Below are 23,337 nucleotides of genomic sequence, written 5' to 3'. Positions count from 1 at the left end.
ATTTTTCTTGTCACATGATTCTAACATATATAAAGAAAAATAAAGCTTATTTTTAAAACAAAGAAAAGCTGTTTTTATGATTTAATATGATAAGATTAGGTTTTTATCTTATTTTATATAGTAATTTAGGAAACCAATGCTTAGGGAAAAAATTTATATTGCTAGTGATCATGCTGGTTTTGAATTAAAAGAAAAAATTTGCGTATTTTTAAAAGAAAAAAATATAATTTTTAACGATTTAGGAACAAACACTTGCGCAAGCTGCGATTATCCTGATTATGCGCATTTACTTGCCGAAAAAATAAACAAACGGAGCTTTGGCATTCTTATTTGTGGAAGTGGAATTGGAATTTCTATTGCAGCAAATCGTCATAAAAACATTCGTTGTGCATTATGCCACGAAAGCTTAAGTGCAGAACTTGCAAGAAGGCATAATGATGCCAATGTTTTGGCATTAGGCGGAAGATTAATTGGGGTTGAATTAGCTATAGATATTATAGAAAAATTCATTCAAACTCCTTTTGAAGAAGGGAGACATATGCAAAGAATTCAAAAAATTGAGGTAAAAATATAATGTTTACAAACTGGCTTGTTTTAACTATATTGATTTGTGCAACTATCTATCTTATTGTAATGTTGTTTTACTATAAAACTCTACTTAATAAAGAAAAAACATCAAAAGATTTTATCAAAAACAATCTTGATGATACTGAGATTGTCATTAGAAAACTACAAATTCAACTTCAAAGAAGCCTTGGAAATATAGATATACTCACAGAAGAGCTTAATAAAATCAAAGCAGACCTTACATCTTTAAGAACCAGAAATTCTCAATATCGCTTGGAAAATGACAAACTAAGACAAAGAATTAAAGAATTAGAAGCAAAAATCGAGGCATTATTATGATAAAACTAACACAAGAAGAAAAAAAATATCTGCTTGATAGCATTAGGATTATTCCTGATTTTCCAAAAAAAGGAATTATTTTTAGAGATATCACCACTCTATTAAATAACAAAGAAGCTTTAAATTTTCTACTTAGACATTTAAAAGAACGCTACAAAGATTACAATCTAGACTTCATAGCAGGAACAGAAAGCAGAGGATTTATCTTTGCATCTATGATTTGTGCAAAACTTAATCTTCCTTTTGTGCCTATTAGAAAACCTGGAAAACTCCCTTTTGAAACCTTTAGCTGCGAATACGATCTTGAATATGGCAGCGATAAAGTAGAACTTCATAAAGATGCATTTAAAAATATTCAAAATGCAAGAGTTTTACTTGTAGATGATTTAATAGCAACTGGCGGAACAGCTATAGCTTCATATGAACTCATTCAAAAAGCTGGAGCTAAATGTGTTGAAGCTTGTTTTTTAATGAATCTTAAAGATTTAAATGGAGCAAATAAACTTGAAAAACTTACTTCAGTTTATAGTGTTTTAGAAATTTAAAACTATAGAAAGGTACAAATGGAAGAATTTTTAAAAAATTTACTTTACCAATACAAAGATCTAGCTTATATTATTATTTTTTTATGGTGCATTTTAGAAGGAGAGTTAGCTTTAATTTTAGCAGGTATTTTTGCTCATCAAGGACATGTAAATTTAGGTTTTGTTATATTTATAGCAGGACTTGGTGGTTTTGTAGGTGATCAAATTTATTTCTATATAGGAAGATATAATAAACGCTACATACAAAAAAAATTAAAAACTCAAAGGCGTAAATTTGCAGTAGCACACCTACTTTTACAACGTTTTGGTTGGCCTATTATTTTTATACAACGCTATATGTATGGTTTTAGAACCATTATACCTATGAGTATAGGAATCACGCGTTATAGTGCAAAAAAATTTGCTATTATCAATCTTTTTAGTGCTTGGGTTTGGGCATCAATCACTATACTTTTAGCTTGGTATTTTGGAGAACAAATTTGGAAGATGGTGACTTGGGCTGAAGAACATTGGTATTATGCAGCCATTATTATTATAGCTTTTTTATCCCTTTTATTATTTGGTTTTAAACAAATGGAAAAAGCTATACTTAAAGATAAAAGGAAAAAATCATGAAATTTGAATTAAACGATAAAAAACTAGATGCTATAAAAGCAGACTTTGAACTTGTTTTTATACAGGATAAAAATTTAAAAATTTTTAACAAAGAAAAAGATTTTTTTAAACTTAATAATTACAAAGGCGAAGGTGCATTATTAGACTTAAACAATAAAAAGCTTTATTTAGAGCTTAAAAGTCTTGCTTATGAGGATATAAGATTAAGTCTTTGCACAGCATATAAAACTCTTGAGAAACTTAATATTAAAAGCGTAAAACTTCCTAGCATAATAGGAGATTGTGTAGTTAGAAGTTTTGCATCTTTAGTTGAAGGCGTACTTTTTGGAGCTTATAAATTTGACAAATATAAAAGCGAGAAAAAAACAAGTACTTTGGAAAAATTTATTATTTCAAGCGAAGAATTAAATGGTAAGAAATTTAATAAAGATGAAGCTAAGATAGGTTTAGAGCGTGGAGAAATTTTAGCTAATGCTACAAATTTTACTAAAAATATAGTCAATGAAATTCCTGAAATTTACACCCCTTTAAAAATGGCAGAAGATGCGCAAAATTTAGCTAAAGAAAATAAAAACATTATTTGTAAAATTTATGATGAAAAATTCTTAGCCAAAGAAAAAATGAATGCCTTTTTAGCAGTAAATCGCGCCTCGATACACCCACCACGCCTCATTCATCTAAGCTATAAAGCCAAAAATGCAAAAAAACGTGTTGTATTTGTTGGAAAAGGCTTAACTTACGATAGCGGTGGATTAAGCTTAAAACCAGCTGATTTTATGCTTACAATGAAAGCTGATAAAAGCGGTGCAGCAGCAGTAATGGGAATCATAAAAGCCGTAGCTGAACTTGCTTTAGATTTAGAAGTGCATTGCATTTTGGGCGCAACTGAAAATATGATAGGCGGCAATGCTTATAAGCCTGATGATGTGTTAATCAGTCGTGAAGGTGTAAGCATAGAGGTAAGAAATACAGATGCAGAAGGACGCTTGGTTTTAGCTGATTGTCTTTCTTTTGCACAGGATTTAAAACCTGATTTACTTATCGATATGGCAACTCTTACTGGAGCTTGTGTTGTAGGACTTGGAGAATTTACAAGTGCTATTATGGGAAATAATGAGGAATTGCAAAATGATTTTTATCTAAGCTCTAAAAAAAGCGGAGAATATACCACAATCTTACATTTCAACCCTTACTTAAGAGAACTTATAAAATCAAATATTGCCGATGTTAGTAATACTGCCTCTAGTCGCTACGGAGGTGCAATTACCGCAGGGTTATTTTTAGATAAATTTATTCGTAAAGAATATAAAGATAAATGGCTACATCTTGACATAGCAGGACCTGCTTATACAGAAAAATCTTGGGGATATTCTAGTTTTGGCGCAGGTGGAGCTGGAGTTAGAATGTGTGTTAATTATTTAATTCAAATTTTAAGGAAAGCTAAATGAGTTTAAGCGTAGGTATAGTAGGACTTCCAAATGTTGGCAAATCAACAACTTTTAATGCTTTAACTAAAGCACAAAATGCCCAAAGTGCAAACTATCCTTTCTGCACCATAGAGCCTAATAAAGCCATGGTTGAAGTTCCTGATTTAAGACTTAATGAACTTGCTAAAATAGTAAAACCTGAAAGAATTATGCATTCTTTAATAGAATTTGTAGATATCGCTGGACTTGTTAAAGGCGCAAGTAAAGGCGAAGGCTTGGGAAATAAATTTCTTTCAAATATACGTGAAACTGAGGTTATTTTGCATATAGTACGTTGTTTTGATGAAGAAAATATTACCCATGTTGAAGGTGGAGTTGATCCTTTACGTGATGTAGAAATTATCAATACAGAGCTTATTTTAGCAGATATTGAGCAACTGAGTAAAAAAATAGAAAAACTCACCAAAGAAGCCAAAGCCAATCAAAAGGGTGCCAAAGAAAGTCTCGAACTTGCAAATTCCTTACTTGATCATTTAAACAAAGGCTTAGCTGCAAGTTCTTATCCTGAAAAGGAAAGTGAAATTTATCAAGCCCTAATCAAGGAATTAAGACTGCTTTCTGCTAAAGAGGTGATTTATGGTGCAAATGTTGATGAAAATGGTATTAGTGAAGATAATGATTATGTAAAAGCTTTAAAAGAATATGCTAAAAAAAATGATCATGAAGTTATCAAGCTTTGTGCAAAAATCGAAGAAGAATTAGTAGGATTAAGCGATGAAGAAAGTCATGAATTTTTAAGCTCTCTAGGAGTTAACGAAAGCGGTCTTGATCAAATCATACGCACTGCTTTTGCTAAGCTTGGACTGATCAGTTATTTTACCGCTGGTGTAGTTGAAGTGCGTTCTTGGACAATCAAAAAAGGCTGGAAAGCACCAAAAGCAGCAAGCGTGATTCATAATGACTTTGAAAAAGGCTTTATAAAAGCTGAAGTTATTTCCTATGAAGACTATATCCAATACAAAGGCGAAAATGGCGCCAAAGAAGCAGGAAAGCTACGCCTTGAAGGAAAAGACTATATCGTTTTAGACGGCGATGTAATGCACTTTAGATTCAATGTTTAGGCAAAATAGCCTAAACAATATTTATAAATTTTGAATAAAACCTTCCAAAATTTGAATTTGCTTTTCTACGCTTGCAATAGAACTTGAGCCTTCACTTTGCTTAGAATTTAAAGAAAATTCAAAATTTAAAAGTTCCATAGCTTTTTCATCAAATACAGGATCTATTTTTGAAAGATCTTTAATTTCACTTATATCAATACCTTGTGCTTCAGCTTGTGCAACAACATTTCCCACTATAAAATGTGCTTTTCTAAAAGGAATATTTTTTTCACGCACCAAATAATCTGCCAAATCGGTAGCCAATAAATGACCTTTTTTACAAGCATTAAGCATATTTTCTTTATTAATTTGTATTTCTTTTAGCATTGCATTTAAGATGATTAAGCTATCTTTAGCGGTTTTTACACTATCAAAAATCCCTTCTTTATCTTCTTGCATATCTTTATTATAGGCTAAAGGTAAAGCTTTCATTATAGTTAAAAGAGAAATCAAATTTCCATAAACACGCCCTGTTTTTCCACGTATAAGCTCACAAACATCAGGATTTTTTTTCTGAGGCATAATAGAACTTCCTGTTGAAAAGCTATCACTTATAGTTATAAAAGAAAACTCCGAACTTGAAAATAAGATCATTTCTTCGCAAAGTCTTGATGTGTGTGTAAAAATAACTGCTATATCATAAAGCAAATCAAGAGCAAAATCCCTATCACTCACTCCATCCATAGCATTTAGCATAATATCTTTAAATCCTAAAATTTCAGCACTCAACTCACGATTGGTTCTATAGCTTGTTCCTGCACATGCACAAGATCCAAGTGGCGAAAAGTCTGCGAGTTCTAGGCTATTTTGCAAACGCTTAATATCTCGCATTAACATAAAAGCATAAGCTAAAATATAAAAAGAAAAACTCACAGGCTGAGCGTGCTGTAAATGTGTAAAACTTGGCATAATAGTTTTTTTATGCACTTTAGCATGTTCGAGCATGGTTTGAATCAATTCTTTTAAAAGCTTTATAAGTTCAATATGAGATTTTTTGACAAAAAGTTTAAAATCAGTAGCCACTTGATCATTTCTACTTCTTGCAGTATGAAGTCTTCCACCAATTTCACTACCTATAATCTCGCTTAAACGCTTTTCTACGGCCATATGAATATCTTCATCTTTAATATCAAAAATAAATTTACCTTGCTCTATTTCACTTCTAACCTGCTCTAAACCTTTTATAATAGCATCTAATTCTTCTTTTTTTAAAATGCCACAACTTTCAAGCATTGTAGCGTGTGCTATAGAACCTTGTATATCTTCATTGAACAAAGTTTTATCTACATTTAAACTTGCATTAAATTCTTTTAAAAGCTCATCACTTGCATCACTAAAACGTCCTGACCACATTTCATTTTTCATTTAAATGCCTTAAATTTTTGGTCCAAATTTGCTAAATTCAATGCCTTCTTTGACATCTTCATAACGTTTAAAATTTTGTATAAACATATGTGCTAATTTATCTCTTGTTGCAATATAAGCATTTTTATCTAACCAAGTATTTATAGGATTTAAAAGTACACTTTCTACACCTTCTAAAGCTTTTGGAATAGCTAAATCAAACACTTCAAAATTTTCAAATTCGCATTTTGTAATACTTCCATCTAGAATAGCATTAATGCAAGCCCTAGTAGCCTTAATGCTCATTCTTTTACCCACACCGTAGCTTCCGCCACTCCAACCCGTATTAACAAGATAAACATTAACTTCATGTTTTTCAATCTTTTCACCAAGCAATCTCGCATAAACCGTTGGATGTAAAGGCATAAAAGGTTCTCCAAAACAAGCTGAAAAAGTTGCTTGAGGCTCTGTTATACCGCGCTCAGTTCCAGCTACTTTTGCTGTATAGCCACTTAAAAAATAATACATAGCCTGCTCTTTGCTTAGTTTGCTCACCGGGGGTAAAATTCCAAAAGCATCTGCACTTAAAAATATAATATTTTTTGGATGCCCTGCTTTTAGACTAGGCTCATGATTTTCAATATGCTCTATAGGATAAGAAACTCTCGTGTTTTCTGTTTTTGAGGCATCAGCATAATCAACACTCTTATCAGCTCTTAAAACTACATTTTCTAAAAGTGCATTTCTTTTAATGGCTCCATAAATTTCAGGCTCATATTCAGGATCAAGATTGATTGTTTTTGCATAGCAACCGCCCTCAAAATTAAACACACCTTCATCATCCCAGCCATGCTCATCATCACCTATGAGTCTTCTTTTTGGATCGGTTGAAAGCGTAGTTTTTCCTGTACCGCTAAGTCCAAAGAAAAGTGCCACATCGTCTTTTTCTCCGACATTTGCACTACAATGCATAGAAAGTTTATTTTCTAGTGGCAACCAATAATTCATCATAGAAAAAATACCTTTTTTCATTTCTCCACCATACCAAGTTCCACCAATAACCGCTATATTTTCTTCAACATTAAAGATCACAAAAACCTCTGAATTTAAACCATCTTGTTTGTAATCTTCATTGATGCATTTGCAAGCATTATAAACAATAAAATCTGCTTTAAAATTCTCAAGTTCCTCTTGACTTGGGCGAATAAACATATTTTTAACAAAATGCGCTTGCCATGCAATTTCAGTAACAAATCTTACTGCTTTGCGACTTTGCAAAGAAGCACCGCAAAAAACATCTTGAACATAAATTTTCTTTCCGCTTAATTCTTGCTTTGCTTTAGTTAAAAGTTTATCAAATAATTCTTTTGTAATAGGCTGATTTACCTTTCCCCAAGCTATATATTTACTAGATGGATCTTGTTTTACAAAATATTTATCTTTAGGACTTCTACCTGTAAAAATCCCTGTATCTACACAAAAAGTATCATTATCCGTGCTTAAACCTTCATTATTTGCTTTTTCATGAGCATTTAATTCATCATAACTTAAATTATGAAAAATTTCCTTTATATTATCCAAACCTAACTTATCAAATTTTTTCATTTTTCCCTCACTTTAATTCTTGTAAATAGCTAATACTTCGCCTTCATTAACAGTATCACCTATTTTAATACAAAGCTCTGAAATAATTCCATCTTTTGGGGCATTAACCTCAATCTCCATCTTCATTGCTTCTAAAACCATGATAGCTTGACCTGATTTTACTTCCTCGCCTTCGTTAACATAAATTTTAAAGACATTACCTGAAATACCTGCTAAAATTTCATTTTCAGCATCGACAGAACTTGTTGAATTTGAAGAAATAATATTTTTATTTTCTTCTACTTTTTTTACACTCTTAACATTAACATCTTTATCAAAACCATAACTCACTTCCACATGATATTTATTACCATTTACAGCTACAGTAAATTTGTTTTCATCTACACTCATAGGCTTTGGCATGCTAGCTAATTTGCGTATATTTACCTTTGCCTCTCCTTTTAAAAATGCTATACCTTTTTCTTTACAAGCTGCTGCAATAAATATATTTTCTTCACTCGTTTCTATATCCTCTTTTTCAAGCAAGGTTTTAGTATAAGCTATGCTTTTACTCTCATCTTTATCGGCTATATTAATAGCAAGCTCTGTAGTGGGTTCTAAATTAAGTTGTTTTGAAGCAAGTTCAACAATGTTTGCATCGGGTGTAACTGGAGTTTTTCCAAAATAACCAAGCACCATTTTTCCATAACCTTCTGCGATTTTTTTCCAAGGCCCAAACATAACATTATTAAATGCTTGTTGAAAATAAAATTGAGAAACTGGAGTAACCGAAGTACCAAATCCACCTTTTTCCACAACTTCTCTCATAGCATGAATGACCTGTGGAAATTTATCTAAAATATTATTATCCCTCATCATTTGTGTATTTGCTGTTAAAGCTCCTCCTGGCATAGGAGAAAAAGGAATAAGTGGATTTACCATAGTAGCTTCAGGTGGTAAAAAATACTCTTTTAAACAATCTTTTAAAACTTCTTCGTATCTTAAAATTTTTTCTTCTTCAAGTCCACCTAAATCATAATCTTTGCCTTTTAAAGCATGCATCATGGTTAAAATATCAGGCTGAGAAGTTCCACCACTTACAGGAGCTGCAGCCAAATCAATACCATCAACCCCTGCTTCAAGCGCTGCAAGATAGCAAGCTATACTCACCCCTGCGGTTTCATGCGTATGAAGTCTAATATGTGTATCTTGAGGTAAAATTTTTCTAGCCATTTTAATGGTTTTATAAATTTTATTTGGATTAGAAGTTCCACTTGCATCTTTGAAACAAATACTATGAAAAGGAATTTCTGCTGTTAAAATTTCTTTTAAAATTTTTTCATAAAAAGGCACATCATGAGCACCTTTGCAATTTGACGGTAAATCCATTAAAGTAATAGTAATTTCATGCTTTAACCCATGTTTTACTATACATTCACCACTAAATTTTAAATTATTTACATCATTAAGGGCATCAAAATTTCTTATCGTTGTAGTACCGTGTTTTGCAAAAAGTTTTGCATGCAAATCAATAAGTTCACTATTTCCAGTATCTAAAGTAACGGTATTGACTCCTCTTGCTAAAGTTTGAAGATTAGCATCTTTTCCTACAATAGCCCTAAATCTATCCATCATGGTAAAAGCATCTTCATTAAGATAAAAATACAAGCTTTGAAATCTAGCACCACCACCAAATTCAAAATGAGTAATACCCGCTTCTTTTGCTGCTTCTACTGCAGGAAAAAAATCATCCATTAAAACCCTGGCTCCATAAACAGACTGAAAACCGTCCCTAAAGCTTGTATCCATTACATCGATGAATTTTTTAGCCATTATTTTTCCTTAAAAAAATATTTTTTCATTATTATACAAAAATTTGATAACACATTACCAAAATTATTGCTATAGGCGATATAAAACGAATAAAAAACAACCAAATTAAGAAAATTTTTCGACTTATAAATTTAGAAAAAATTTTATAAATTTGTTTTTTATTCATAAAAAAACCTACAAATATAGAGCATACTATAGCACCAAGTGGAAGTAAAAAATTTGAAGTTAATTTATCTAATAAAGTAAAAAAATCTTTGCCAAAAAAACTAAACATAGAAAAAAAATTTAAATTTAATGACAAGATACAACAAATTCCAAAAACAAAAACAAATAAACCTATTAAAAATAGAGCTTTAACACGAGAAATTTGATAGTTATTAATCATATAAAAAGTTAAAGGCTCTATCATTGAAATAGCTGAAGTAATACCAGCAAAAAAAAGTGCTAAGAAAAAACAAAATGCAAAAATATAGCCTAAAGCTCCAAGTTGATTAAACAAACTCATCAAGGATACAAAAACAATTCCTGCTCCTTGAGTATGCGGATCGGCTCCAAATTCAAAGATAAAAGTAAAAACAATAAGTCCCATAATAAAAGAAATCAATAAATTAATCAAAACAATATACACTGAACTTTTTATAAAATTTGTTTTTTTATCCAAGGCCGATGAATATGTAACTATACAACCTATTCCCAAGCATAAGGTAAAAAATGCAAGCCCTAAAGCTTCGGCAATAGAGCTGAATTTAAAATGTGAAAAATCGGGATAAAATAAATAAGAAAAAGCATTTGCAAAACCTTGCTTAAATCCCATGCAATAAAACAACATAAAAACAAGCATTAAAAATAAGCTAGGCATTATAACAACGTTTAATTTTTCAATCCCTTTGATTAAACCTTTAGATACTATCAATAAAGTAAGAAAAAAAGATAAAGTGAAGAAAAAAACAGAACTTGTCAAATTTGTAGTAATTACATTCTGAAAATTACTTGCTGCTTCATCTAAAGTTTTAGGAAGATAATAAAGACTCACTACAGTATATTTTAAAACCCATCCCATGATAACTAGATAAAAAGAGAGGATAAAAATACCACCTAACATAAAAACGCCGCCATATCGCCATCTATTGCCATATTTTATGGCAAGATTTGAATAAGCATTTGCAAGATCACTTTTACTTAAACGTCCCATAGCCACTTCAGCCAAAAAAATACTAAATCCTATAGTTAAAGTAAAAAACAAATATAAAAGCACAAAAACAAAACCACCATTTTCTGCGCTTAAAGTTGGAAATTTCCAAGCATTACCTAAACCAACGGCTCCACCAGCAACAGCCAATACAAAACCGATTTTTGAAAAATATGTTCTCATTATTTTTCAAACTCACTTTAAAAAAGCGGCTATCATAACTATAACAACAGCCAAAGGGGAAATAAATCTCAAAAACACATACCAAAGTTCAAAAAATATACCCCTCATATAAGGTTTAAATAAAATTTTTAAAGCTTCTTTTTTCATCACAAATCCCACAAAAATAGCTGCCAAAATTCCACCTAAAGGCATAATAACCTTGCTTGAAACACTATCAAGCAAATCAAAAAAACTCATTCCAAAAAATCCAAACTGAGTACTTTTTAAAGAAGATAAAATACACAACATTCCTAAAATATAAACAACAATTCCTATTAAAATCAAAGCTTTTTTACGGCTCATACCAAAAGTATTAATAAGGTAAAAAGTGAAAGGCTCTATCATTGAAACAGCTGAAGTAATACCAGCAAAGATTAAAGAAATAAAAAACGCTGCTCCAAAAATACAACCAATCACTCCAATTTTTTCAAATAAAGTAGCTAAGGAAATAAAAACAAGTCCTGGTCCTTGCTGATTAGGATTGTAACCAAATTCAAAGATAAAAGTAAAAACAACCAAACCCATTAATAAACCAACTAAAAGATTGATAAAAATAATATTTAAAGTACTGGTAATAAAATTAGTTTTATCAGGCAGACTAGCAGAATAAGTAATAATCGTTCCAACGCCCAAAGAAAGACTAAAAAAAGCAAGTCCTAAGGCTTCAAGAACATTTGAAGTGTTGATTTTGGAAAAATCAGGTACAAAAAGAAATTTAACCGCCATTATAAAACCATCTTTGCTAATAGCATAAACAAGCATCAAAATAAGTAAAATAAACAATGAAGGCATCATCCAAACATTTAACTTTTCAATCCCATTCTTAACACCTTTAGAAACAATATAAAAAACACATAAAAAAACCAAAGTAAAACAAATAAACTGACTTAAAAAATCCTCACTTATAAAAAATCCAAACTGTGCTTTACTTACTTCTAGATCCATAGGCAAATTTCCAGTGATACTTAAAAACACATATTTAACTATCCAGCCAATCACCAAGGTATAAAAAGAAACTATTAAAATCGCCCCCACCATAGTAAAACCAACATAAGACCAAGCTTTTTTATTTGAAGGTGCTAACTTTTCATAGGCATTAACCGGATCTTTTTCACTAATTTTTCCTATGCTAAGCTCAGCTAAAAATATCACAAAACCTACACCCAAAGTAAGAATTATATAAAGTAAGATAAAAGCAGATCCACCACTTTGACCTACTAGTGTTGGAAATTTCCAAGCATTACCCAAACCCACTGCTGAACCTGCTACCGCTAAAATGAAACCTATTTTTGAAAATTTAGAACTCAATGTTACAACCTTAACTTAAAAATTATTTTAAAATATTATTAAAGCAAAAAAACTTTTAAGCTTTATTGAAAACAATCAAATTTAAATCAAAAATGTGAATTTTTGTAAATTTCAATAAAAATAAAGATACTTTTGGTTATAATTCGGATTTATTTTTAAGTCTTAAGTAGGGATACGCAAGCCGAACTGATTTAAAAATTGAAAAAATTTTTTTATAGAAAGGTTAAGATAATGAAAAAAGTTCTTTTTTTATTATTAGCATGTGCAGCAGTAGCTTTTGCAGCTGAAACTAATGCTCCAGTAGAGCAAGAAGCTATTAATGTATGGATTAAAGCATTTTCAGTTCTTGCAGCAGGCTTAGGTCTTGGTGTTGCAGCACTTGGTGGTGCTATCGGTATGGGTAATACTGCAGCGGCAACAATTGCAGGAACAGCTAGAAACCCTGGTCTTGGGCCAAAATTAATGACAACTATGTTTATCGCTTTAGCGATGATTGAAGCACAAGTTATCTATGCTCTTGTTATCGCGCTAATAGCACTTTACGCAAATCCTTTTATAGTTTTACAATAAAACTTATCAAAGCCCTTTTTGGGCTTTTTTCTATGCGGTTATGGTGGAATTGGTAGACACGCCATCTTGAGGGGGTGGTGCGCTCCGCGTGTGCGAGTTCAAATCTCGCTAACCGCACCATTATTTAAAATTATAATCATTCAGCTTAAAATACTAACTATTCAAAATCAAATTTCAACTTACAATTTCTTAAAGTTACAAAAAATAAAAAAATATTGGTTTTTTAAAAAACTTAAAAAATATTAAGATTTTTTTTAAGTATAAAGAATATAATTCTATCCGTTCTCAAAAAACATCCCTTAAAAAGGATTATTCAATGTTTGTTTTTATACCATTATTTACAATTTTTATTTTACTTGCAGGCGGATATTTTGCCAAAAGAATTGGCGTTTTAAAGCAAAAACAAGCTAGGACTTTTTTAGATTTTGCTATTATTTTTGCTTTACCTTGTTTGATTTTCGATAAAGCATATCATTTAAATTTTAATTTTTCATTGATTATTTTTATTTTTATTGGATTGTTTAGCTGTATATTAGCAGCCTTTTTTGCTATTTTTATTGGAAAAGTTTTTCATTTTTCTAAAGTAACTTTAGTCAGTATGTTTTTGCTTTCTTGTTTTGGAAATACTATATTTGTGGGTATGCCTATTGTTGCTGGTATATTTAATGACCCACAATTTAGCGCTGAAGTTATATTTTACGATGCTTTAGCCACAACTTTACCTATATCACTTTTTGGACCTTTTATACTTTCTTTGGGAAATGGAGAAAAAGTCAGTTTGCTTGCTAATGTTAAAAAAATTCTTAGTTTTCCACCTTTTTTAGCTTTGCTTTTTGGTTTTTTGTGTAAATTGATTACTTTACCTGAATTTATTTTCTCTCCTATTCGTTTATTTGGTGCCTCTGCAACCCCTGTTGCACTTTTTGCTATAGGTTTAGGACTTGGCTTTATGGCGATTAAAACCTCTTACAAACCTACAATAGTTGTCATCTTTACTAAAATGATTTTAGCTCCTTTGTTTTTTGTATTTTGTTTAAAAATATTTAATTTGGAATTAAAAGATTCTACCATCGTTGCTATTATAGAAAGTGCAGCTCCTACTATGACTTTAGCAGGAGCTATGGTAATGAAAGCTAAACTAGATAGTAATTTAGCCGTAAGTGCTGTAGCCTTTGGAGTTCTTTTTGCTTTTGTTTCTATGCCAATTTTAATTTGGACTTTGTTATAAGCTCAAATTATATGGCTAAATTTTTAGCTAATTCTTTAACTTTTTTAAGATCAACTTTTCCTGAACCTAGGAGGGGAATTTTTTCTATTTGAAAATAATATCTAGGTTTAAAAAGTGTAGGTATATTAGAATTTTTTATAGCCTCACATACTCCTTCAAAAATTTCATTATTGCATTCTATGAGTAAAACAATTTGTTCCCCTTTTTTCTCATCTTCTAAAGATGTGGCACAAAATTTAACCACTTCAGTGTCTATAAATTTGGCAATTTCTTCTTCTATTGCACCCAAAGAAATCATCTCTCCGCCAATTTTTGCAAAGCGAGAATAACGATCGACAATATATAAAAAACCATCTTCATCCAAATGTCCCTTATCTCCCGTGTTGTACCATCTTATGCCATCAATTTCTTTAACCACTTCATCGGTTTTTTCTTTGTCATTAAGATAGCCTACCATAACTTGATGACCGCCTATAAGTATGAGTCCATCTTCATTTGTTTTTAAATTTTCATAATTATTTGGATTAACAATACGTACCGCAGTTCCAGGTAGAGGCATTCCTACGCTTCCTTCTTTATTGGCACGATGTATAAGCCAATAATCCACATCAAAATGATTTGGCAAATTTACACTCGCCACAGGCGTGGTTTCCGTAGCCCCGTAACCTTCAAAAATGCTTTTTTTAAACTTCATTTCAAAAGTAGTTCTTACTTCATTTTTTAGTTTTTCAGCGCCCGATACAACTATTCTTAAACTTTCAAACATTAAAGCATCAAGCTTTTTATTTCTTGCATAAATTCCTAAAAAGGTTGAAGTTCCACACATAATAGTGACATTATTTTTAGCAACAGCTTTGGCAACCCCTAAGGCATCGGTTGGATCTGAAAAAGTGATGCTTTTAATACCTTCAAGCAAAGGCAAAAATGTAGTTACGGTAAGTCCAAAAGCATGAAAAGGTGGTAAAGATGAGAGAATGACATCATTATTTCTTGTGCAAAGCACATCAGAAATTTGTGCTATATTGCTTAAAATATTACGGTTATTGAGCATAACACCTTTTGGAGAACCTTCACTTCCACTACTAAATAAAATAGCTGCGATGGCAAGATTGTTTTTTGAAGGAGTGAAGATGCTTTTGAGTATAAAACTAGGTATAATACTAACTGCTAGCATCATGCTAAAAATTTTAGTTTTTTGCATTTTAAAATCTTCTACAATATCTTCAAAATAAATTAAATGTATATTTGTATCGAAATTTAGGTTTATACCTTTATTTGCTAATTTTTCTAAAAAAGTTTTAGAAGTATAAATTTGTGAAATTTGCGCATTTTTTATAGCTGCTTTTAGAGCTTTTTCTCCAGCAGTGAAATTAAGATTTACTGCAATTTTTTCTGCGATTAAAACAGATAGATTGGTTAAAGAACTTGCAAAAGAAGCAGGTAGTAAAATTCCTATAGCTTCCTCTTTAGGAGCGTAACTTCCACGCTGAGGGTTAATGTTTAATTCTTTGGATTTTCTTTTAATAAAAAAATTAAGAAATAAACTAAGAGTCAACATTTTTCTATAAGAAATATCTCCAGCTAGTGTATCGATAATAGCTATTTGATTTAGATTTTTTTTAGCTGTATCTATCCAAGCTCTTGCTATAGTATGCATAGCTTCGCATTGTGATTTCCAAGCCATAAAAGAAAGTTCAAAAACTTTAGCTTTAACTTCATCTTTTTTAGAATGCAAAGGCATAGCTTTACCAAAAGCTATAGCAATTTTTCTTTTATTTAAAGTGCGGTTTCTTGCTGAAAATTCTTCATCACTTCTTGAAAAAGCGCTACCCCAAAGCCCTCTTATATAAAAAGGAATAATTTTTCCATCATCTTCACTTAAACATTCACAAGCTAATTCAAATCCTGCTTTAAATTCATTTAATTGCCCATGTCGCGAAAGTGTACCTTCAGGAAATAAGCAAACTAAATTACCTTCTTTAATATGCTTTGCTATCAGTTCTAAACTCGTCTTACTTCCTGTACTTGATACAGGAATAATACCAAATTTATCAAGAAAAATTTTAATATACCATTTAGAATAAATACTTCTTTCCATAACAAAATAAATTTTTCTTGGAATTGCCATTTGTACAACAGCCCAATCAATAAAAGAAATATGATTACCCAAAAGTAAAGCTCCATCTTTTTCTGGTATATTTTCAAAACCTTCCACAAGTAAACGGTATCGTTGTAAAAAAGCTATGCTTAAAAGTATACGCACTAAAGAAAAGGGGAGTTTTAAAAGTATGTAAAAACTTCCTATAAAGGTTACCAAAGCAATAAAATAAAACAAATAAATCACATTGATTTCAAATTTTGCAAATAAAGTTGCTAAGAGTAAAAATCCTAACATGGCAATATTTTGAAAAAAATTATTTCCTGCAAGAATTTGTCCCAATTCATTTTCTTTGGCATGAAATTGGATTAAAGTATTTAAAGGAATGATAAAAAGGGCTCCGCAAAATCCAAAAAAGAAAAATAAAAAACTATAACTTAATAAACTTATAAAACAAGGCATTAAAAAAACCATTAAAAACATACCCGATGCACCAAGTGGAATAAGTCCAAGTTCTATATAATTTTTTGAAAATTTACCAGCTACTAAAGAGCCTAAAATCACTCCTATACCAGAAAAAGCGAGTGAAATTTGCACATAAAAAGTATTTTCTATGAAAAGTTCATTTTTGGCAAAGACAGGAAAGCTGACAAGATAAAGTTGAGATATAGCCCAAAAAAATGAAATTCCAATTATGCAAAACCAAATAGTTTTATTTTTAAAAACAAGCTTAAGATTATTTATTAGAAGTTTTCCACGGATATAATCTTTTTTATTAAAAACTAAATCTTTATTTGTTTGTTTGAGCTTAGGTAAACGACATGCAAAAAATACTTCGATACAAGAAAATAAAATTAACACAATTCCTAAAGGTGCTACTTCTTTTAAAATTTCATCTGTTTGATTATACATAGAACTATAAAGACTTTCAAAGCTTAAAGAAAATAAAGCCATTCCCGCTAAGATTGCCACAATGCTTACCGCATTAATTACACCATTACCCATAGCAAGAAAGTCTTTTCCTACGAGTTCTTTAATAAAACCGTATTTACTTGGTGAATAAATCGCTGCTTGTGCTCCCATTATAAAAGTAAAAATAAAAGCCATCCAAAAAGCACCGCTATAGTAACAAATGCAAATTATTAAAGTGAGTATAACATTGAAAATTGCTGAAATTTTCATTACAATATTTTTTGGATATTTATCCGCTAAAAAACCCGAAGGAGAAAGCATAAGAATAAAAGGAAGTAAAATCAAAGCATTAACTATAGCATTTAAAAATAACTGCTCACTTCCTTCATAGGCCTTATAAATAGTATTTTGAATAATAATTTTATGTCCCAAATCCACAAAAGCATTGATGAATGCTATAAGTAAAAAAGGAATTAATCCGTAAATTTTCAAAAAAGATTTTTTTTGCATTATTTAAACCTCGTCAATTAGCACTTATTTTACAAAAGAATTTATCAGTTTTTAGGAAAATTATCTATATTATCTTTTAAAATAATTCCATCGATTTTTAATTTATAAAATTTTTTAAAATTCTCTAATTTATCAACAATCATTAAAACCCTACTATCAAAAACATAAAATTCTGCAACCTTACTAGCAAATTTTGCAAGTTTTTTATCATTACAAAGCAAAAACTTAGCTCCTAAAGCATTGGCTAAAAATATCTCATCTTTATTTTGAACTAAAATAGCAAATTCAAAATCATTTTGACTTAAATAAGAAATCAATTTTTCATCATAAACAATACAATAAACTTTATTATCTTTAACTTCTTCAACACTTTCAATAAAAGAAAAATCTAAATTTTTTAATAATTTATGTCCAATAATAAGCATTTTTTTCCTTAGCTCTATTTTTTATTATTTTGTAAATTATACTTATAAAATTGTTACCAAGCAAGATGGCGCAGCGGACGGGGCTCGAACCCGCGACCTCCGCCGTGACAGGGCGGCATTCTAACCAGCTGAACTACCGCTGCATCCAAAGTAAAGAAGTAGAGATTATAAAACCTATTTATGATTTTATAAAATGGTGGTCACTATAAGACTCGAACTTATGACATCCACCTTGTAAGGGTGGCGCTCTACCAACTGAGCTAAGCGACCTATGATTGGCGACCCCTAGAGGATTTGAACCTCTGTTTCCACACAGAGAGAGTGTTGTCCTGGGCCACTAGACGAAAGGGTCATAACCCTAACAATAAAAATGGTGTCCCGTGTTGGATTCGAACCAACGGCCCCCTCCTTAAAAGGGAGATGCTCTACCGGCTGAGCTAACGAGACAATATGGCGCAGCGGACGGGGCTCGAACCCGCGACCTCCGCCGTGACAGGGCGGCATTCTAACCAGCTGAACTACCGCTGCATCCAAAGTAAAGAAGTAGAGATTATAAAACCTATTTATGATTTTATAAAATGGTGGTCACTATAAGACTCGAACTTATGACATCCACCTTGTAAGGGTGGCGCTCTACCAACTGAGCTAAGCGACCTTTATAATGGTGTCCCGTGTTGGATTCGAACCAACGGCCCCCTCCTTAAAAGGGAGATGCTCTACCGGCTGAGCTAACGAGACATTTTCTGAAATAAAAATGTGATTATGCCAAAATTAGCTCTATTTGTCAAGCTTTTTTAAATCATTTTTGGCATTTTCTCTCCAAATAACGAGAAAATATACTTATAGGTAAAGTCAAAACAAGATATGTAATAGCCAAAATTACATAAGCTTCAAGAGTAGCAAAAGTATAAGAATTTATCTCTTGCGCACTTTGGGTTAATTCATTTACAGCAATAACGCTTAATAAGGAACTATCTTTAATTAAATTTGCAAATTGTCCACTCAGCGGTGCTAAAATATTTTTTAAAGCTTGGGGAAAAATTACATACGCAAAAACCTGCATCTCTTTTAACCCTAAAGCCCTAGCGCTCTCAAGCTGAGATATAGAAATACTTAAAATTCCAGCTCTAAATATTTCAGCTAAGTAAGCAGCAGAAAAACATGATAAAATAATAACTCCAGCCACATATCGATTATCAAGTCCTAAATTATTTGCAATGATATAATATATCAATAATACCTGCACTAGTAAAGGGGTTCCTCTGACAAGCTCTATGTAAAATGTAGATAAAAATCTTAAAAAAACAATCGAACTTAAAGAAAAAGCACAAAAAACTCCACCCAAAATTATACTCAACAATAAAGAAAAAAAACTGATTATTAAAGTATTTAAAAAACCTTGAAGAAATTTTTCTTTATAGGTTGTAATTGCGCTAAAATCAAAATGATAAGCACTTATACTAAAACTACAATAACAAAACAATATTAAAAATAAAATCAAAAGAATTAAATTAGTGATTATTTTTGACTTTGATAGAGGTTTTAAAGGTTTAAAATTCTTATTTTTTTGAGTAAACAAAGACAATAAAAATCTCCAAAATTACAATTTATTCATTTCTTAAAGTATCTAAAATATTAATTTGAGTTGCTTTTTTTGCAGGATAAAAAGATGATAAAGCTATGATTATTAAAGCACCCACAATGGTTAAAGAAAAATCCATTAAAGACAAATCAAGTGGTAATTTACTGGTTCCATAAACATCAACAGGTAAAGTTACAATATCAAAATTTCCCAAAAGCCATAAAGCAAAAAATGCAAGTACCACACCCACTATCATACCACCACCACCAATAAGCATACCTAAGGCAAAAAAACTCTTTTTTACCTCATTTTTGCTTGCACCTAGAGCAAGTAAAAGTGCTATTTCACTGCGACGATTCATTACTATCATCAATAAAGAACTTACTATATTTAAACTTGCAACCAAAATAATAAGCATCAACACTATAAAAAGCGCTCTTTTTTCAAGTTCTAAGGCTGAAAAAAAATTTTTATTTTGCTCCCACCAACCCACCACAGCATAATCATCTTTTAAATAAGATTTAATTTTTTCAACATCCTTAAAAGCATTATCGCTATATACATGAATTCCATCATAATTTGGATTTTTAGGTATTCCAAGTACTTTTTTCAATGCATCAACATCTGTGTACATATAAGCTTTATCATAAAATGCAAGCCCTGAAGTAAAACGCGCTTTAACATCAAAACGTTTAGTTTGCGGTACTAAAGAAAATCCACTAGGATTAAGATTTGAAAAAATAAGTGAAAGTTTGTCATTTTTATGCAAACCAAATTCATCAGTAAGTGCTGATCCTACAAGTATATCAAAACCACTTAAATTCTCATCCTTTAAAGCTTTAGCAACCACTTCGTTTATTTTTTTTTCATCATTAAAATTAACGCCAAAAAGCACACCACCTTCAAAACGATTATCTCCCTTTACAACAACTTGAGTGCTTAAATAAGGGCTAAATAACAAATTTGGAAATGTTTTTCTTAACTCATCTATAAATTCATCATTTACAGGAGCGTAGAATTTAGGCAAAATAGTAATAGGATAATTCATCACAAAAAAGCGTTTTTCAAATTCTTTATCAAAACCATTCATAATTGCCATAGCTACAAGCAAAACACAAAGTCCTACACAAACTCCTAGAAAAGCTAAAAGCATAGAGAGATTGATAAAGGGTTGCTCTTTATCAAATCTTAAGTATTTAAAAAGTAGATATTTTAAAACGCTTTTTTTCAAGCTAAAATTCCTTGTTTAGGCCCACTTTTTCCATGACATTCTTTAAATTTTTTACCGCTTCCACAAGGACAAGGAGCATTGCGTGGAACTTTTTTAAATTCAGCTTCGCCTAAATTATCCTCACTAGCACCCATTTCTACTGATTTTTCAAATAAAGCTTCATTTTCTTGATTTGCTTTTTCTTCTAAATTTTGTGCTTCTTCTTGGTTAAATTTCACACTAAAAAGCAATTTGATGCTATCAAATTTGATACGATTAACAAGCTCTAAAAAAAGATTATAACTTTCTTTTTTGTATTCTACTAAAGGATCTTTTTGATTATATCCGCGAAGTCCTATACCTGTTTTTAAAATATCCATTTGATATAAATGCTCACGCCAAGCATTGTCTAAAACTTGCAAATATAAAATGCGCTCTATGTGATGAAGCTGTTTAGAATCCAATTTTGACATTTTTTCATCGTATGATTTTTCTAGTATTTCGCTTAGTTTTTCTTGCATTTCAATCAAGCTAAGATTTTCAAAATCACTTTGTTTAAGTTCAATGGAACATTCATCCAAAATTTTAGCTTTTAAATTTTCAAAATTTAATTCTGTTCCACTTTCTTCGATCATAAAATCATTCATGACATAAGCACTGTATTCTGCGATATTTTGTGAAATTTTGGTTTTGATATCATATTCTTCGTCTAAAAGTTCATTACGGTAACGATAGATAGTCTTTCTTTGTTCATTGGCTACATCATCATATTCGAGCAAATGCTTTCTACTTTCAAAATGTAAGCTTTCAACTTTTTTTTGCGCATTTTCAACCGCTCTTGTTACAATCCTTGATTCTATATGTTCACCCTCTTGTATACCTAAGCGATCCATAATATTTTTGATACGATCTCCACCAAAAATTCTTAAAAGATTATCTTCCAAACTCAAATAAAAACGGCTAATACCTGGATCACCCTGTCTTCCGGCACGACCACGAAGTTGATTATCAATCCTACGGCTTTCGTGTCTTTCTGTACCAATGATATAAAGTCCACCCAAAGCTCTTATCTCATCATCGATTTTTATATCCACGCCACGACCTGCCATATTTGTAGCGATAGTCACTGCACCTTTTTTTCCCGCATCTTGAATAATTAAAGCTTCTTGCTCGTGATTTTTAGCATTTAAAACATGATGAGGGATTTTCTCTTTTACAAGCATATTGTGAAAAACTTCACTGCGCTCTATACTTGCGGTTCCTACAAGTACAGGCTGACCTTTAGCATTGGCTTTTTTAATCTCTTCAATTACAGCTTTGAATTTTTCATTTTGAGTTTTATAGATAAGATCATCTTTATCTTGTCTTTTAATAGGAATATTTGTCGGTATAGAAATAACATCTAAACTATAAATTTGAGAAAATTCAGTCGCTTCTGTTTGTGCAGTTCCTGTCATACCTGCAAGTTTATTGTACATTCTAAAATAATTTTGAAAAGTAATATCTGCTAGAGTTTGGCTTTCTTCTTGAATTTTTACATTTTCTTTAGCTTCTAAAGCTTGATGCAATCCTTCGCTAAAACGACGTCCTTCGCTTAAACGCCCTGTAAATTCGTCAACGATGATAACTTCATTACTTCTTAAAACATAATGCACATCTTTTTCAAAAAGATTATGTGCTTTTAAGGCTTGATCAAGCTGATGAGCTAAGATAGCATTATCAAGACTGTATAAATTTTCTACGCCAAAAAGTTTTTCAGCCTTAGCAATACCTGCTTCTGTAATTAAAATATTACGATTTTTCTCATCTACTACAAAATCACCCTCAGGTTTTGCAGGGGGTAAAACTGCTTCACCTTTTTGCATTTGTTTAGCTACTTCATTGGCTTTAATATAACCATCTAAAGTACGATTTGTAGGACCACTGATGATAAGCGGAGTTCTTGCCTCATCAATTAAAATACTATCTACTTCATCTACGATAACAAAATTATGCTCTCTTTGAACTTTTTCAGCTTTTGAAAATTTCATATTATCACGCAAATAATCAAAACCAAACTCATTATTGGTTCCATAAGTAATATCACAATCATAAGCTTGCTTGTGTTCTATATCACTATTTTGAGAAGAAAGCACCACGCCAACACTAAAACCTAAAAAATTATAAATCGCACTCATTTGCTCAGCATCTCTTTTGGCTAGATAATCATTTACTGTAACGACATGTACGCCTTTGCCACTCATGGCATTTAAAACAACAGGTAAGGTTGCTACAAGAGTTTTACCTTCTCCTGTTTTCATTTCTGCGATTTTTCCATCGTGCAAAACCATACCACCGATTAACTGCACATCAAAATGACGCATATTTAAAGTTCTCTTACCTGTCTCTCTGACTATAGCAAAAACATCATTTAAAACATCATTTTCGTTTTTTTCTCCGCTTAAAATTTGCTCTTTAAATTTTGCAAATTCGGCTTTTAATTCATCATCGCTTAAATTTTGATAGTTGCCTTCTAAAGCATTGATTTGTGCTACACGCTTGAAATATTTCTTAACTTCACGATCATTTTTTGTGCCAAACACGGCTTTTAAAGTATTTAAAAACATTTTTAAACCTTTATAAATTTTTCAAACTATCATTATAACGATTATTTAATTAAAATTAGCTAG

The 23,337-nt window shown here is 31.1% G+C and carries 18 protein-coding genes and 8 tRNA genes; 9 read left to right on the top strand and 17 right to left on the bottom strand.

The window, feature by feature from the left end; genetic code table 11:
- The first annotated feature begins 136 nt into the window (after positions 1-136).
- Genes rpiB through ychF form a run of 6 tightly spaced genes read left to right on the top strand, consistent with a single transcriptional unit; the run spans position 137 to position 4,614 of the window.
- A complete protein-coding gene (rpiB, locus tag FBF10_RS05815; RefSeq protein ID WP_002853308.1) occupies positions 137-574 on the top strand; it encodes a ribose 5-phosphate isomerase B in 438 nt (145 codons plus the stop codon).
- The gene (locus FBF10_RS05810) at positions 574-906 is read left to right on the top strand and encodes a membrane protein (protein WP_002853247.1); all 333 of its coding nucleotides are present in this window, start codon (positions 574-576) and stop codon (positions 904-906) included. Before rpiB ends, FBF10_RS05810 begins: the two co-directional genes overlap by 1 nt.
- Positions 903-1,451, top strand: a complete 549-nt coding sequence (gene apt, locus FBF10_RS05805) for an adenine phosphoribosyltransferase (protein WP_002859569.1) — start codon at positions 903-905, stop codon at positions 1,449-1,451. Before FBF10_RS05810 ends, apt begins: the two co-directional genes overlap by 4 nt.
- Positions 1,452-1,469: 18 nt before the next feature.
- Positions 1,470-2,066 carry a DedA family protein gene (locus tag FBF10_RS05800; protein WP_002854047.1) on the top strand — a complete coding sequence of 199 codons (597 nt, stop codon included), beginning with the start codon at positions 1,470-1,472 and terminating at the stop codon, positions 2,064-2,066.
- Positions 2,063-3,514, top strand: coding sequence for a leucyl aminopeptidase (locus tag FBF10_RS05795; protein ID WP_002885430.1), 1,452 nt, complete (start codon positions 2,063-2,065; stop codon positions 3,512-3,514). The genes FBF10_RS05800 and FBF10_RS05795 overlap by 4 nt, the downstream gene beginning before the upstream one ends.
- Positions 3,511-4,614, top strand: a complete 1,104-nt coding sequence (gene ychF, locus FBF10_RS05790) for a redox-regulated ATPase YchF (protein WP_002853275.1) — start codon at positions 3,511-3,513, stop codon at positions 4,612-4,614. The genes FBF10_RS05795 and ychF overlap by 4 nt, the downstream gene beginning before the upstream one ends.
- A 21-nt stretch (positions 4,615-4,635) precedes the next feature.
- Here ychF and argH read toward each other — a convergent pair whose 3' ends face one another.
- Genes argH through FBF10_RS05765 form a run of 5 tightly spaced genes read right to left on the bottom strand, consistent with a single transcriptional unit; the run spans position 4,636 to position 12,133 of the window.
- Positions 4,636-6,018 (bottom strand): argininosuccinate lyase, encoded by a 1,383-nt coding sequence (gene argH / locus FBF10_RS05785; protein WP_002870278.1) that lies wholly within the window; start codon positions 6,016-6,018, stop codon positions 4,636-4,638.
- A 9-nt stretch (positions 6,019-6,027) separates the two neighbouring features.
- A complete protein-coding gene (gene pckA, locus FBF10_RS05780) occupies positions 6,028-7,602 on the bottom strand; it encodes a phosphoenolpyruvate carboxykinase (ATP) (protein WP_002859572.1) in 1,575 nt (524 codons plus the stop codon).
- A gap of 12 nt (positions 7,603-7,614) precedes the next feature.
- Positions 7,615-9,414 (bottom strand): biotin/lipoyl-containing protein, encoded by a 1,800-nt coding sequence (locus tag FBF10_RS05775; RefSeq protein WP_002888908.1) that lies wholly within the window; start codon positions 9,412-9,414, stop codon positions 7,615-7,617.
- A gap of 31 nt (positions 9,415-9,445) precedes the next feature.
- Complete coding sequence (locus tag FBF10_RS05770) at positions 9,446-10,786, bottom strand: sodium-dependent transporter (RefSeq protein WP_011049815.1); 1,341 nt, start codon at positions 10,784-10,786, stop codon at positions 9,446-9,448.
- Between the two features lie 12 nt (positions 10,787-10,798).
- The gene (locus tag FBF10_RS05765; protein WP_002858451.1) at positions 10,799-12,133 is read right to left on the bottom strand and encodes a sodium-dependent transporter; all 1,335 of its coding nucleotides are present in this window, start codon (positions 12,131-12,133) and stop codon (positions 10,799-10,801) included.
- 231 nt (positions 12,134-12,364) lie between these two features.
- Here FBF10_RS05765 and FBF10_RS05760 point away from each other — a divergent pair, with 231 nt between their 5' ends.
- The 3 genes from FBF10_RS05760 (at position 12,365) to FBF10_RS05750 (ending at position 13,931) form a co-directional block, all read left to right on the top strand.
- Entirely contained in the window at positions 12,365-12,703 is a 339-nt protein-coding gene (locus FBF10_RS05760; RefSeq protein WP_002853683.1) for a F0F1 ATP synthase subunit C, read from the top strand.
- 34 nt (positions 12,704-12,737) lie between these two features.
- A tRNA-Leu gene (locus tag FBF10_RS05755) sits at positions 12,738-12,823 on the top strand.
- Positions 12,824-13,019: 196 nt separating this feature from the next.
- Positions 13,020-13,931, top strand: a complete 912-nt coding sequence (locus tag FBF10_RS05750) for an AEC family transporter (protein WP_002889397.1) — start codon at positions 13,020-13,022, stop codon at positions 13,929-13,931.
- Positions 13,932-13,938: 7 nt separating this feature from the next.
- On the opposite strand, the gene FBF10_RS05745 is transcribed toward FBF10_RS05750, so the two are convergent.
- The 12 genes from FBF10_RS05745 to secA all read right to left on the bottom strand — a co-directional run bounded on the left by FBF10_RS05745 (position 13,939) and on the right by secA (position 23,274).
- Positions 13,939-17,451, bottom strand: a complete 3,513-nt coding sequence (locus FBF10_RS05745) for an acyl-[ACP]--phospholipid O-acyltransferase (RefSeq protein WP_002889394.1) — start codon at positions 17,449-17,451, stop codon at positions 13,939-13,941.
- A 44-nt stretch (positions 17,452-17,495) separates the two neighbouring features.
- Positions 17,496-17,876: a hypothetical protein gene (locus FBF10_RS05740; protein ID WP_002853267.1), complete on the bottom strand. Its 381-nt coding sequence runs from the start codon at positions 17,874-17,876 to the stop codon at positions 17,496-17,498.
- 66 nt (positions 17,877-17,942) lie between these two features.
- Positions 17,943-18,019, bottom strand: a tRNA-Asp gene (locus tag FBF10_RS05735).
- Positions 18,020-18,070: 51 nt separating this feature from the next.
- Positions 18,071-18,146: transfer RNA gene (locus FBF10_RS05730), tRNA-Val, on the bottom strand.
- Between the two features lie 6 nt (positions 18,147-18,152).
- Positions 18,153-18,228 (bottom strand) — tRNA-Arg (locus FBF10_RS05725).
- Positions 18,229-18,247: 19 nt separating this feature from the next.
- Positions 18,248-18,323, bottom strand: a tRNA-Lys gene (locus FBF10_RS05720).
- A gap of 4 nt (positions 18,324-18,327) precedes the next feature.
- Positions 18,328-18,404: transfer RNA gene (locus FBF10_RS05715), tRNA-Asp, on the bottom strand.
- A gap of 51 nt (positions 18,405-18,455) precedes the next feature.
- Positions 18,456-18,531 (bottom strand) — tRNA-Val (locus FBF10_RS05710).
- 7 nt (positions 18,532-18,538) lie between these two features.
- Positions 18,539-18,614: transfer RNA gene (locus FBF10_RS05705), tRNA-Lys, on the bottom strand.
- 61 nt (positions 18,615-18,675) lie between these two features.
- Positions 18,676-19,461: an amino acid ABC transporter permease gene (locus tag FBF10_RS05700; RefSeq protein WP_052804054.1), complete on the bottom strand. Its 786-nt coding sequence runs from the start codon at positions 19,459-19,461 to the stop codon at positions 18,676-18,678.
- A 22-nt stretch (positions 19,462-19,483) separates the two neighbouring features.
- On the bottom strand, positions 19,484-20,689 hold the full coding sequence (locus tag FBF10_RS05695; protein WP_002888354.1) for an ABC transporter permease: 1,206 nt from the start codon (positions 20,687-20,689) through the stop codon (positions 19,484-19,486).
- Complete coding sequence (secA, locus tag FBF10_RS05690) at positions 20,686-23,274, bottom strand: preprotein translocase subunit SecA (RefSeq protein ID WP_002888355.1); 2,589 nt, start codon at positions 23,272-23,274, stop codon at positions 20,686-20,688. The genes FBF10_RS05695 and secA overlap by 4 nt, the downstream gene beginning before the upstream one ends.
- Positions 23,275-23,337: the final 63 nt, after the last annotated feature.

Origin of the sequence: Campylobacter sp. CFSAN093249 (genome assembly GCF_011067895.1) — a bacterium.
Classification (GTDB): Bacteria; Campylobacterota; Campylobacteria; order Campylobacterales; family Campylobacteraceae; genus Campylobacter_D; species Campylobacter_D jejuni.
This window is presented reverse-complemented; position numbering and strand designations above follow the sequence as displayed.

What these genes read in the sequence shown, in the direction of transcription:
- pckA (WP_002859572.1), bottom strand. Translation starts at nt 7,602, where the DNA reads ATGAAAAAATTTGATAAGTTAGGTTTGGATAATATAAAGGAAATTTTT.
- apt (WP_002859569.1), top strand. Translation starts at nt 903, where the DNA reads ATGATAAAACTAACACAAGAAGAAAAAAAATATCTGCTTGATAGCATT.
- rpiB (WP_002853308.1), top strand. Translation starts at nt 137, where the DNA reads ATGCTTAGGGAAAAAATTTATATTGCTAGTGATCATGCTGGTTTTGAA.
- ychF (WP_002853275.1), top strand. Translation starts at nt 3,511, where the DNA reads ATGAGTTTAAGCGTAGGTATAGTAGGACTTCCAAATGTTGGCAAATCA.
- FBF10_RS05800 (WP_002854047.1), top strand. Translation starts at nt 1,470, where the DNA reads ATGGAAGAATTTTTAAAAAATTTACTTTACCAATACAAAGATCTAGCT.
- secA (WP_002888355.1), bottom strand. Translation starts at nt 23,274, where the DNA reads ATGTTTTTAAATACTTTAAAAGCCGTGTTTGGCACAAAAAATGATCGT.
- FBF10_RS05760 (WP_002853683.1), top strand. Translation starts at nt 12,365, where the DNA reads ATGAAAAAAGTTCTTTTTTTATTATTAGCATGTGCAGCAGTAGCTTTT.
- FBF10_RS05745 (WP_002889394.1), bottom strand. Translation starts at nt 17,451, where the DNA reads ATGCAAAAAAAATCTTTTTTGAAAATTTACGGATTAATTCCTTTTTTA.
- FBF10_RS05750 (WP_002889397.1), top strand. Translation starts at nt 13,020, where the DNA reads ATGTTTGTTTTTATACCATTATTTACAATTTTTATTTTACTTGCAGGC.
- FBF10_RS05795 (WP_002885430.1), top strand. Translation starts at nt 2,063, where the DNA reads ATGAAATTTGAATTAAACGATAAAAAACTAGATGCTATAAAAGCAGAC.
- FBF10_RS05775 (WP_002888908.1), bottom strand. Translation starts at nt 9,414, where the DNA reads ATGGCTAAAAAATTCATCGATGTAATGGATACAAGCTTTAGGGACGGT.
- FBF10_RS05740 (WP_002853267.1), bottom strand. Translation starts at nt 17,876, where the DNA reads ATGCTTATTATTGGACATAAATTATTAAAAAATTTAGATTTTTCTTTT.
- FBF10_RS05770 (WP_011049815.1), bottom strand. Translation starts at nt 10,786, where the DNA reads ATGAGAACATATTTTTCAAAAATCGGTTTTGTATTGGCTGTTGCTGGT.
- FBF10_RS05810 (WP_002853247.1), top strand. Translation starts at nt 574, where the DNA reads ATGTTTACAAACTGGCTTGTTTTAACTATATTGATTTGTGCAACTATC.
- argH (WP_002870278.1), bottom strand. Translation starts at nt 6,018, where the DNA reads ATGAAAAATGAAATGTGGTCAGGACGTTTTAGTGATGCAAGTGATGAG.